7 protein-coding genes are annotated in these 11565 nt (G+C 69.1%); 3 read left to right on the top strand and 4 right to left on the bottom strand.

Annotation, left to right across the window (positions count from 1 at the left end; translation table 11 throughout):
* The coding region (locus AOK08_RS27835) for a glycoside hydrolase family 27 protein (RefSeq protein ID WP_055531097.1) at window positions 1-1122 on the top strand (1122 nt) is incomplete at its 5' end.
* A 48-nt stretch (window positions 1123-1170) separates the two neighbouring features.
* Here AOK08_RS27835 and AOK08_RS27830 read toward each other — a convergent pair.
* The 3 genes from AOK08_RS27830 to AOK08_RS27820 form a co-directional block, all read right to left on the bottom strand.
* Complete coding sequence (locus AOK08_RS27830; RefSeq protein ID WP_055531091.1) at window positions 1171-1998, bottom strand: MHYT domain-containing protein; 828 nt, start codon at window positions 1996-1998, stop codon at window positions 1171-1173.
* A 477-nt stretch (window positions 1999-2475) separates the two neighbouring features.
* A complete protein-coding gene (locus tag AOK08_RS27825; RefSeq protein ID WP_055531088.1) occupies window positions 2476-4431 on the bottom strand; it encodes an APC family permease in 1956 nt (651 codons plus the stop codon).
* 253 nt (window positions 4432-4684) lie between these two features.
* Window positions 4685-4960 carry a hypothetical protein gene (locus AOK08_RS27820; RefSeq protein WP_055531087.1) on the bottom strand — a complete coding sequence of 92 codons (276 nt, stop codon included), beginning with the start codon at window positions 4958-4960 and terminating at the stop codon, window positions 4685-4687.
* A gap of 269 nt (window positions 4961-5229) precedes the next feature.
* On the opposite strand from AOK08_RS27820, the gene AOK08_RS27815 reads away from it, so the two are divergent.
* Window positions 5230-5841 carry a winged helix-turn-helix domain-containing protein gene (locus AOK08_RS27815; protein ID WP_055531085.1) on the top strand — a complete coding sequence of 204 codons (612 nt, stop codon included), beginning with the start codon at window positions 5230-5232 and terminating at the stop codon, window positions 5839-5841.
* A 349-nt stretch (window positions 5842-6190) separates the two neighbouring features.
* Complete coding sequence (locus tag AOK08_RS27810) at window positions 6191-8251, top strand: S53 family peptidase (RefSeq protein ID WP_157876824.1); 2061 nt, start codon at window positions 6191-6193, stop codon at window positions 8249-8251.
* A gap of 132 nt (window positions 8252-8383) precedes the next feature.
* On the opposite strand, the gene AOK08_RS27805 is transcribed toward AOK08_RS27810, so the two are convergent.
* Window positions 8384-11536, bottom strand: a complete 3153-nt coding sequence (locus tag AOK08_RS27805; RefSeq protein WP_338400157.1) for an RICIN domain-containing protein — start codon at window positions 11534-11536, stop codon at window positions 8384-8386.
* Window positions 11537-11565 lie beyond the last annotated feature (29 nt).

The raw sequence follows: 11565 nt of genomic DNA, 5'->3' as shown, positions 1-11565 counted from the left end.
GAGCCGACAGCCCGCGCACACGGCTACAACCCGGACGCGCCGGTGGTCCTGGACGCGTACGGCCGCCAGCTCCCCGCCCCGAACCGGTTCCCCTCCGCCGTGGCGGGAGCGGGCTTCGGACCCCTGGCCGGGCGGGTGCACGACCTCGGTCTGCGCTTCGGCCTGCACATCATGCGCGGCATCCCGCGCCGCGCCGTCGCCGCCCGGCTGCCCGTCGCGGGAACCGGCTTCACCGCCGACGAGATCGCCGACACCGGCTCGGTCTGCCCCTGGAACTCCGACAACTACGGTCTCGACCACGACCATCCCGGCGCCCAGGCCTACTACGACGCCCAGGTGGCCCAGTTCGCCGCGTGGGGCGTCGACTTCGTCAAGGCCGACGACATGCTCTTCCCCTACCACGAACGGGAGATCACCGCCTACGCCCGGGCCATCGAGCGCAGCGGACGCCCGATCGAACTGAGCCTGTCGCCCGGTACCGATGTCTCACTGGCCCGCCTCGGCCACCTCCGGCAGACGGCCACCATGTGGCGGGTCTGCGACGACCTGTGGGACCGATGGACGGACGTCGAGGCCCAGTTCACCCGGATGGCCCGCTGGGCACCCTGGCAGAACGAACACGGCTGGGCCGACGCCGACATGCTGCCACTGGGGCATCTCGGCATCCGCGCCGAACGCGGCGAGGACCGGCTGAGCAACCTCACCCCCGCCGAACAGACCAGCCTCCTCACCCTCTGGCTCATCTCACGCTCCCCACTCATGATGGGCGGCGACCTGCCCACCAGCCCACCCGAGACCATCGCCCTCCTCACCAACGACGAGGCCCTGGACATCCTCTGGCACAGCAAGGACAACCGGGAAGTCCTGCGCGAACGCGACCTCATCCTGTGGACGGCAACAGACACGGACAGCCGCACCCGCTACGCCGCCGTGTTCTCCCTGGCCGACACCCCGAGCCAGGTGACCGTACCCCTCGGATCGATCGGCGCACACACCAGCGACCAGATCCGGGAGGTATGGACACACACCGACACCCCACACGACGGACACCACCTGCACCTCGAACTACCCGCACACGGAGCGGCCCTGCTACGCCTGACCCCACCCGGCACACCTGCCTGAGCGGGGACGCGACACCGGGCGCGCCGGCCGGGCGGCGAGTGCCGGCCCTCAGGAGTTGTACGGACGTGACGACTGGGAGGGCTGGTGTGCGGGCGAGCCGGCGCCGGTGTCGCGAGGCGTGTACGCCGGCCGGTCCCAGTCCTCGTCGCCGAGCATCATGTCGGGGTCGAACATGACGATCGCGCCGGCGATCAGCAGCACGGTGAGCGGGCCGGCGAGCATGGCCAGAAGGAACGACATCAGGCTGGTGGGCGACTGGGAGACGGCGGACTGGCCGGTGAGGTGGACGGAGACCGCGGCCATGCCGGTGTAGTGCATACCGGTCACGGCCACGCCCATGACGAGACTCGCGCCCAGGCTCGCCCACAGCTTATGGATGGAGACGGCCGCCCACAGCGCGGCGGTGGCGGCCGCGACGGCGATCACGACGGACAGGGCCACGGTCAACGCGTCGTAGTGGAGGCCGCCGTTGGTCTGGATGGCGGCCATGCCGAGGTAGTGCATGGCCGCGACCCCGAGACCGGTGACCGTGCCCGCCACACCCAGGTTCACCGGTGAGCCGCCCCGGTAGCCGACGAGGAAGACACCGATGGCGACGACCGCGATGGCGACCGCGAGGCTGAGGAGGGTCTTGACCGGGTCGTAGGTGACCAGGGCGTCCTGGACGCTGAAGCCGATCATGGCGATGAAGTGCATGGTCCAGATGCCGCAGCCGATGGACACCGCCCCCAACGCCAGCCAGCCGGCTCTTCGGTGGGGGCGCCGCAGCGACCGTGTCGTACACCGCAGCCCAAGTGCCGCCCCGAGGCAGGCCATCAGGTACGAGGCCACCGGGGTCACGGCGCCGTAGTGGAAATTGGAGACGGTGGCGGTCATGGGGGTTCCCTTCACGTGCGCGAGGTCGGGCGGCATCGTCGAACCGGCGCGACACACGCACCTGCCCGGCCTCGGGCGGACATGACGACGGCCGACGACAGCCCAGCCCCAAGGGGGCAGGGCGAGGTCGGCCGGGCAGTCAGATCAAGCCATCTGGCTGAGTCGTGCATTATTCAACCACATGAAGAGCACATCTTCTCCACAATGGGAGCAACCCTCCGGAGAATCGATACTTCACCGCTCTTCGCCGCTCTTCGCCGCAAAGCGGCCCTCGCGGCCGGGCGCGCGAACCCGGCATCGACTCGGTATCGACCCGGTGTCCACGTGCGGACCCTGACGGGGTTTCGGATGCGGGCGCCTGAGTCGGCCCATGCCTTGTCGGCCCGTGCCGATCCTGTCCGGCCCGTGCCGATCCTGTCCGTGGCGATCCTGTCCGGCCCGAGCCGATCCTGTCCGTGCCGAGTGGAGCCGGCCCGGTCAGCCGGTGTGAACGCGCGGGCGGCGGGGGCGGTCGGGTTCCGCTTCGCGCAGGACCTCCCGGGTGACCGGGGCGACCTCGCCCTGTCCGAAGAGGAAGAAGCGCAGGAAGTTGGCGAAGGGGCCGCCCTCGGTCCATTCGAAGTAGATGTGCGGGATGCGGCCGGTGGTGTCGCGGACGTGCAGGAGGAGGGCGGCGAGGGCGTTGGGGATGGAGGAGGACTCCAGGGTCAGGACGCGGTAGCGGTCGTGCAGGACCTCGCCGCGCACGGTCAGGCTCGCCTCGAACTCGGAGGGGTCGAGGACGGTGACCTCGACGAAGACGAAGTCCTCCTGCTCGGGCATGTCGTTGTCGGCGCGGATCTGCTCGATCTTGTCCCGGTACTCGGCCTTGTCGCGCCGGTCGGGCTCGTTGGCGATGAACCGTATCTTCCGGCTGGCCATGTCCCGGACGAAGCGTTCCGCCATGTCGTCCAGCGTCACGCTCGTCACCCGTAGTTCGAAGGCGCGGGCCAGCCGGGACAGCAGGGAGACCAGGATGATGCCGGCGATGAAGCAGGCGCCGATCTTGACGCCGTCGGGGCGCTCGATGACGTTGACGACGGTGACGTAGAGGAACACCGCCGAGATGACGGCGAAGCCGATGGTCCAGCCCCGCTGGCCGGCCTTGCGGGCGGCGATGGTCACGGCGATCGCCGCCGAGCTGATGAGGACCAGCACGCCGGTGGCGTAGGCGCCGCCCTGCGCGTCCACGGACGCGTCGAAGATCCAGGTGACGAAGAAGCCGATGAGGGTGAAGACGATGACCATCGGCCGTACGGCGCGGGCCCAGTGCGGGGCCATGCCGTAGCGGGGGAGGTAGCGGGGCATGAGGTTGAGCAGGCCGGCCATCGCGGAGGCGCCCGCGAACCAGAGGATGGCGATGGTGGAGATGTCGTAGACGGTGCCGAACGCGTTGCCGAGGTATTCGTGGGCCAGGTAGGCGAGGGCGCGGCCGTTGGCCTGGCCGCCGGGCTTGAACTCGTTCTCCGGGATCAGCACCGTGGTGATGAAGCTCGTCGCGATCAGGAAGACGCTCATGATGAGTGCGGCGGCCGTGAGGAGCTTTTTGGTGTCCCGTATCCGGCCCTTCGGGTTCTCCTCGGTGTCGTCCGGGTTGCCCTTGACGTGCGGCATGACGGCGACGCCGGTCTCGAAGCCGGACAGGCCGAGCGCGAGCTTGGGGAAGATGAGCAGGGCGATGCCGATCATGGCGAAGACGTTGCCGTGTTCGGCGGTCAGGGCGCTGGTCCAGTCGGTGACCACATGGCCCTCGGTGATGACGTGCCACATGCCGACGGCCACGACGACCACGTTGAGGCCGAGATAGATGACCACCAGCGCCACCGCGACGCCGATGGCCTCCAGGAAGCCCTTGAGGAAGACCGCGCCGAGCAGGGCGACCAGAATCAGGGTGATCAGCATCTTCTCGTCGTGCAGGGCGCTGGTCAGGTGCGGGTTCTCGACCAGGTGGGTGGAGGCGTCGGCGGCCGAGAGCGTGATGGTGATGAGGAAGTCGGTGGCGGCGAAGCCCAGCAGGGTCAGGACGAACAGCTTGCCCTGCCAGAAGGACAGCAGCCGTTCCAGCATCGCGATGGAACCCTCGCCATGGGGGCTCTCCTCGGCCACGCGCCGGTAGACCGGCAGCGCTCCGGCCAGGGTGACGAGGACGAGCACGACGGTCGCGACGGGGGAGAGCAGGCCGGCCGCGAGGGCGGCGATGCCGGGCTGGTAGCCGAGGGTGGAGAAGTAGTCGACGCCGGTCAGGCACATCACCCGGTACCACCGCTGGCCCTTGTGCGGCGGCTCGGGCTGGGCGTGCGGGCCCGTATGGCCACCCGACCTGCCCATGTCTGACAGGCCCTGAAGCATCCACGTCCGCAGACGGCTCGACGGCGGGTGTTCGGTGGTGGCCATCGGTGTGCTCTCCAGGTGTGCGGCTCGACGTGCGGCTCGGCGTGCGGTTTCGGCCATCACGCGGACGGCGGCACCAGCGTATGGAGAGAGTGAGGTAAGGACCGAGGTGTGGATCACAGCCAGGCATCAAGCTTGCGTTAAGACCGGCCCGGGAACGCCGGTGGCACATCGAGGAGCGGCTGTTCCGGCGGAACGGGCGGGACTGGGCCGTACGGGGGAGTCTCCCCGGCGCGGTCGTCCATGCCGGGGATCGTCAACGGCGGCGCGTGGTCAGCAACCAGACGAGATCGATCATCGCGATCGCTCCCCAGATCCAGCGGATGACGGCGCCCTCGTCCGCCGGCGCCAGCGCCGTGGCGAGAGCGCCCAGTCCGACGGTGCCCAGCACCACCCAGGGGCCGCGCCCCCATTCCAGTGACGCGCGCAGCGGCCCCGGTTCGGCCAGCCGGTCGGCGAGGTAGGCGTCGAACGCCTCGGCGACCTGGTCGTCGATCTCGTCCCGCATCCGGGCATCCAGTGAGTCAGACATGAACGGCCCCCTGTCGCGCCACGGCTGACGGAACGGAAGCCGCCGTCGGCAGCCGGAGCGCGGCCACAGTGCGCGACATCGCGGCGAGCCACGGCTCCAGTGCCACTCCAGCGACCGGTGACACCCTCGCGGCCAGGTCTTCCCGCATCACAACCCCCAGCATCCGGGCACCTGTTGGTGCTCTCCCGAACCAAGGTAGCGATTGCAGAGATATTCTGCAAACAATCTCTGCATCGGCTGCAGAGAGTCTCTGCAGTACGCTGACCGGCATGGTCGAGCGCGCTGAGAAGAGCGAGAAGAGAGTGCTCACCGGCCCGGACCTCAAAGCCTTCTACAAGGCCCTGTCCAACCCGGTGCGCCGCGACATCCTGAGCTACCTCGGAGAGCACGGCGAGGCGAACTCGACCGGCGTCGCCAGAGCGCTCGGCGAAAGCACCGGCACCACCAGCTACCACCTGCGCAAACTCGCGGACCTCAAGCTGATCGCCGAGATCGAGGAGCGGTCCGCCGGCCGGGAGCGCTGGTGGAGGTCGCTCATGACGGACATCTTCACGCCGCCGGGCCTGGAGCTGACCGCCGACGAACGCGAGGCCGCCGTGAAGATCGGCGCGCTCAGGATGACCCATGACCTGAACCTGGTCGTGAGCGCGTACGCCGGGTACGACTCGTCCGCGGGCTGGAACCAGATCCATCGCGCGGGGCTGCGGATGACGAAGGACCAGGTCGCCGCGTTCACCGAGGAGTACCAGGCGCTGTTGAGCAGGTATGTGACCGAGCCCGGCGACCATTCCTCCGGCTCACGGCACATGGCCGTACGCCTGGTGGTCGTACCCGACGAAGGCCCCCGGCCCACCCTGCCGACCGAGCCGGACGACGACTGACACCACGTCAGGCGGCGGAGTCCCGCAGTCCTGCCACGGGCTTTCCGCAGGACTCGAAGCACGAGCGCGGGAAGCACTCGTCCATCGACCGCCGCCCACCTGGGAGTTCTGCCGAAAGGCTCACCTTCTGTACACATCGCGAGGCAGAAGCACTCACTCCGCCGACTATCCGGGCGTTGCCGGGTCCCGATATTCATCGGGGGCGGTGTCGGCGTCAGGGCACCGTGCGTTCAGGCGCTGCTGCATCCGCAGCGGCGCGAGGAAGACTGCGGCCGCCGTGGTGTCGATGCCCCTGATGCCGAGGGCGCCGCCTGGGTAGACCCGGGCACGCCCGGGGGATGGGATCCAGTTGCCCACAGAGTCCCTGACCGGCCGGATGCGCCGGACGATCGGTTCAGTCAGGCGCCCCCTCGGCGCGCGGACCGCGGCAGTGTCGCTGGCCGTCGCCATGGCTGGCGCCTTTGTCGTGGCGGGTCCCGCGACCCCGGCCTCGGCCACGGCTGCGGTCGCGAACACGCACCCCGCCTGGGCCACCGCCACGGCCGACCACGGCGTGGCAGCCGCCTCCACCACCTTGACCCCCACGGTCTTCTACGCCGGCCAGGACCCCGCCGGCATGACCGCCTACGCGCGAGCCGTCTCCACGCCGGCCAGTCCCCTCTACCACCGCTTCCTCACCCCCGCCCAGTACCACGCGCGCTTCGGCGCGACCGCCGCACAGGTCAAGGCCGTACGGTCCTGGCTCACCGGAGCCGGCCTGCGGGTCACCTCGTCGGACAAGGCCGGTGTCACCGTGACCGGCACCACCCCGGCCATCCAGAAGGCCTTCGGCGTCACCCTGCGCAGCTACCAGGTCAAGGGCGAGAGCCACGTCGCGCCGACAGCCGACGCGCGGGTGCCCGCAGCGGTCGCCGCCGACGTGGGCACCATCACGGGCCTGACAACGATGCCGACGATCATGCGGCCGGCGAGCCTGGTCGGCCAGGTCACCACCAGCCTCGCCAAGGGCGTGACAGGAGCCAAGGCCACCGCGACCAAGACCCGCAACGGCACCACCTTCCTCGGCCCGGCCCGCTGCTCCTCCTACTACGGCCAGGTCAAGGACGTCACCGACCCGCCCTTCAACGGCAAGCAGAACCCGTACGTCACCTGCGGATACACGGGCTCCCAACTGCGCGGCGCGTACGGCGTCACCCGCTCCAAGCTCACCGGCAAGGGCGCGACGGTCGCGATCGTCGCCGTCTACGGTTCCCCCACGATGCTCGCCGACGCGAACGAGCACGCCAGAACCCACGGCGACAAGCCGTTCAGGGACGGCCAGTACACCGAGACGGTCACCCCGGATCAGTGGACCGACCTCACCCGCTGCGGCGGTCCCGGAGGCTGGGCCGTCGAACAGACCATGGACGTAGAGGCCCTGCACGCGATGGCACCGGACGCGAACGTGCGCTACTACGGCGCGAACACGTGCCGGGACGCGGGACTCCTCAAGGCCTACCAGACGATCAACGACACGCACGGCGCCGACATCGTCTCCAACTCGTACGGCGGGTTCGTCTACCAGACCACCGGCGACGAGGACCCGGCGGCGATCGCCGAGTTCAACCGGCTCTTCGCACAGGGGGCCATCGAGGGCATCAGCTACCAGTTCTCCGCGGGCAACTGCGGCCCCAATGACCCGGCCACCTTGTGCGGCCTGGTCAGCGGGTCGTCGACCCTCCAGCCCGGCTTCCCGGACTCCAGCCCGTGGGTGACCGCCGTCGGCGGCACCAGCCTGGCGATCGGCGCACACAACCAGGCGCTGTGGAGCACCGCGTGGGGCAGCAACGGGTGGGCCCTGGTGAATGGTGCCTGGTTCCCGGTCGGTTGGCTGCAAGGGGGTGGCGGCGGCACCAGCAGCCTGTTCAGGCAGCCCTTCTACCAGCAGGGTGTGGTCCCGAAGGAGCTCGCCAGGACGCTGCTGGACGGCACGAAGGTCGCCAACCCGATGCGGGTGTCCCCGGACGTGTCGATGGTCGCCGACCCCTTCACCGGCTTCATCGTGGGCATGACCAGGACTGGCTCCGACGGCAGCACCAGCTACGTGGAGACCAGCATCGGCGGCACCAGCCTCGCCTGCCCGCTGTTCGCGGGTCTGCAGGCCTCCGCCATGCAGGCGCAGGGCGGCGAGGGCTTCGGCTGGGCGAACCCCGCCATCTACGCACGCGCCGGCGGCCACGCCTTCACCGACCTGACCGCCGACGGCCCCGGCACCAGCGAGGCCCAGGTCCTTCCGGCGTCCGAGGGGGTCCCGGCCTTCGTCCTGGACTTCGGCGACAACCATGTGCTGAAGGCGGGCCGCGGTTTCGACAACAACACCGGTGTCGGCACCCCGTCCAAGTCCTACCTCCGGTCGTTCCGCACCCGGTAGCGATCGGTACGCGTGGGCACCAGGCAGGTGTGAGGGGCAGCCGGGATCATCCGGCTGCCCCTCACGGTGTTTCACTGCTTCACGCGCACCGGACCCGAGAACGCCTGTGGACTGTTCGGGATCCGGTGCCCGTCATGACTTGCCGAGCAGCCGCCAGATCTGGTTCTTCTTGGTGTTCAGCGTGCTGCCGGTGTCGCAGGTCCACTGGTGGACCAGGGCGCCGGGCGCGGTGGAGATGGTGCTGACGTCGACGCACTTGCCGCTGTGCACCGCCACGAGCTGGTAGTCGTGGCTGTTGCCGAGCGCGGTCACCGGCCTCAGCGTGTACCGCTGGTTGCCTGCGCCGGTGCAGGTCCACTGCTGGACGGCCGCACCGTTGGCGGTGGAGATGCCGCTGATGTCGAGGCACTTGCCGCTGGAGTGGTTGATGACGGTGTAGGTGTCGGTCGTACCGCTGACGAGGTGGAAGTCGAAGATCTGCTCCTGTCCGTTTCCGCAGGTGTTCTGCTGGTACTGGGTGCCGTTCGCGGTGGACTGGCCGGGGTTCTCCAGGCAGAGCCCGCTGTGCTGGGCGACGGCCGTGGAGGAGAAGCCGGCCGGGGCGTCGATGTGCAGGCTCGCCGGTGCGAAGGAGACCTGGTCGAGGTGGGGCGCCGAGCTGGACCGCATGGGCTGTCCGATGTCGGTGCCGCCACCGGAGTACACCTTGCCGATGGTGACGCCGTCCCAGTTGAACAGCTGCGAGGCGGTGAACTTGACGCTGTTGGCGCCCTGGGCGAGCGTGACGGGGACGGTGTAGTTCTGGAACTGGTTCCAGTGCAGGGTGCTGGCGAAGTTGACGCGGGTGGAGGCGCCGCCGTTGACACTGACGTCGGCGTGCTCGGCGTACAGGTCGGGGTTGTAGTGGTTGGAGGGCAGTTCCTCGGCGTTGGCGTAGCGCATGGTCATGGCGTACGTGCCGGCCGTGGGCGCGTTGACGTTGAGGGTGAGGGAGTTGGCGGTTCCGTCGCCGATGCCGGTGACGACACCGCCGTTGGCCTGGCTGTAGGTGGTGTCGGTGGCCGCGGTGCCGGTGAGGGTGCCGTTCTCCGCCTGGTAGGTGACGACGTTGCCGGTGGTGACGGCGTCGGTGGCGCTGAACGGGGTGACGGCCAGGTTGTCCAGGGCGAGGGTGCCGCTGGTGCCGGTCACCGTGACCTTGTTGATGCCGCCGTTCAGGAAGACCCGGTTGGCGGAGGTGGACCAGTCACCGGGTGTCGTGCCCGAGAGGACCTGGTCGTCGGCGGCCTTGCCGTTGACCGTGAGGGAGGCCTGGCCCGTGTTGCGGTAGCGGGCCGTCAGGTCCGCGTAGCCGTCCCGCTCCGAGTAGACCCAGAACGTCGCGGACTTGCCGGAGGTGAGGTTCACGGCGCCCGCGCCGGACTGGCCCTGGGAGACGTAGGTCGCGGTGGAACTGTCGGAGAGGTTCGCCTGCTCGGCCTCGTAGAGCGTGGTGCCCTGGACCGCGGCGTCCTTGAACCGCAGGTCGATCTTGTCGACGAGGGCGTCACCGGTGGTCTTCGCGCCGTTGTCGCCGGTGGTCGCCAGGCTGATGGTGTGGCTGCCCGCGGTCAGGTGAACGGTGGCGTTGCTGTGCCCCCACACCACCCACTGGAAGCCCACCGGTATGTCGATCCTGGTCGAGGCGCCGCCGTCGACCCGCGCGTAGATGTCCGTCGGGCCCTTGACGTCGGCGTCCTTGGCATAGCTGCTGCCGAAGACCGACATGTCGTAGTCACCGGTGGTGGGGACGTTGACGGGGAAGGAGATCACCGTGGTCGAGCCGGTGCGCAGACCGCCGACGTCCTTGGTGCCGGAGGTGACGAACCTGTCGACATGTCCGGTCGTGCCCTCGGTGTTGATGTTGAAGCCGCTGCCGCTGAGCGTGGCGTTCTCGGCCTCGTACGAGGCGGACCAGGTGTTGTCGGAGGCGGTGGAGCTGCCGGTGCCGCCGGGGGAGACGATCACCTGGTACGCGGACATCGCGTCGAGGGAGATGGGGACGGTGATCGAGCCGTCCGCGGCCACGGCCACGTCGGCGTCGGTGAGCCGGGTCGGGGTGGCCGCCGAGCCGAGGTAGCCGCTGTAGCGGTCCTGGAACACGCTGACGTGCACGGTGCTGCCGAAGACGGCCGGGTCGATGTTCTTGATGACCGTGTCCGAGGCACCGCTGGTGCCGCCGCCGGCGAGGATCACCCGGGCCTGCTTCTTGGCCGTGTCCAGGCTTGCCACACCCTGGAGGGTGTACGCGGCGTTGTTCGCGGCGCCGGTGACCTTGACCGTGTTGCTGCCCTTCATGGAGCTGTACCAGTTGTACAGCCACCACTGGGCGTTGGGCGTGTTCTGGGCGGCGGCGGAGTCACCGAGGTTGCCGTTGATGTTCCAGTACGGCAGGTTGCCGTCGACCTTCTTGTCCTCGATGCCCGCGATCCACTGGACCATCTGGCCGGGGTCGGTCAGGTGGTAGCGGTGGGCGTACTCGTTGAGGTTGACGGTGATCGGTGAGGTGATGCCCGCGGCGGTCTCCGCCGCGCGGTAGGCGTCGACGGTGTTGCGGACGTCCGCCGGGCTGCCCAGGGTGTGCCAAGTGACAACGTCAGGCAGGCAGTTGTTCGCCTTGCAGTAGTTGAGGAAGCCGCTGTACGCGAACGAGTTGTAGCTGGTGAGGTTGGGTCCCGCCAGTCGTGCCGCGGGCCAGATGCCCTTGATGAAGTTGTAGGTCTGGCGCCACTCCGAGTTGAAGTTGGCCAGCGTCCCCGAGTTGGTGCGCATACCGCTGAACCAGCCGATGTCGGGCTCGTTGTAGGGCACGAAGACGAAGTGGCTCGCGTAGGGGCTGGCCATGGCCTGCTCGACCTGGGTCTGCATGGTCGCCTGGTAGGCCGAGTAGCTCGCGCGCTCGTAGTTGGCCCGGTAGACGTCCGTCATGTAGATCAGGATGTCCCCGCCGCCGGTGTCGACGAAGGGCTTGGCGATCTCCAGGGCGTCCGAGCCCGGGTGCTGCTGTCCGTCCTGGTACTTGGTGTTGGTGGTGGTCAGCCCCATCCCCTCGATGAGGTTGTTCGTCGGTACGTCCGGCCCGTACTGGCCGTACAGGACCCCGGACGCACCGCCGCGGAAGGCTCCGGTGGTGGTGCCCAGGTCGACGGTGAGGGTGGGGGTGGCGGCGGAGGCCGGTGGTGCCGTCACCGTGGTGACACCGGCGATGACGGTCAGCGGGAGCATCGTCCTGGCGATGCCCCGCATGAGGCCTCGCGAGGTCGAGCGTCTTTGCC

Source organism: Streptomyces graminilatus (assembly GCF_001418565.1).
GTDB classification, from domain to species: Bacteria; Actinomycetota; Actinomycetes; order Streptomycetales; family Streptomycetaceae; genus Streptomyces; species Streptomyces graminilatus.
The sequence above is the reverse complement of the archived record's forward strand: the minus strand, read 5'-3'. Positions and strand labels throughout refer to the sequence as shown.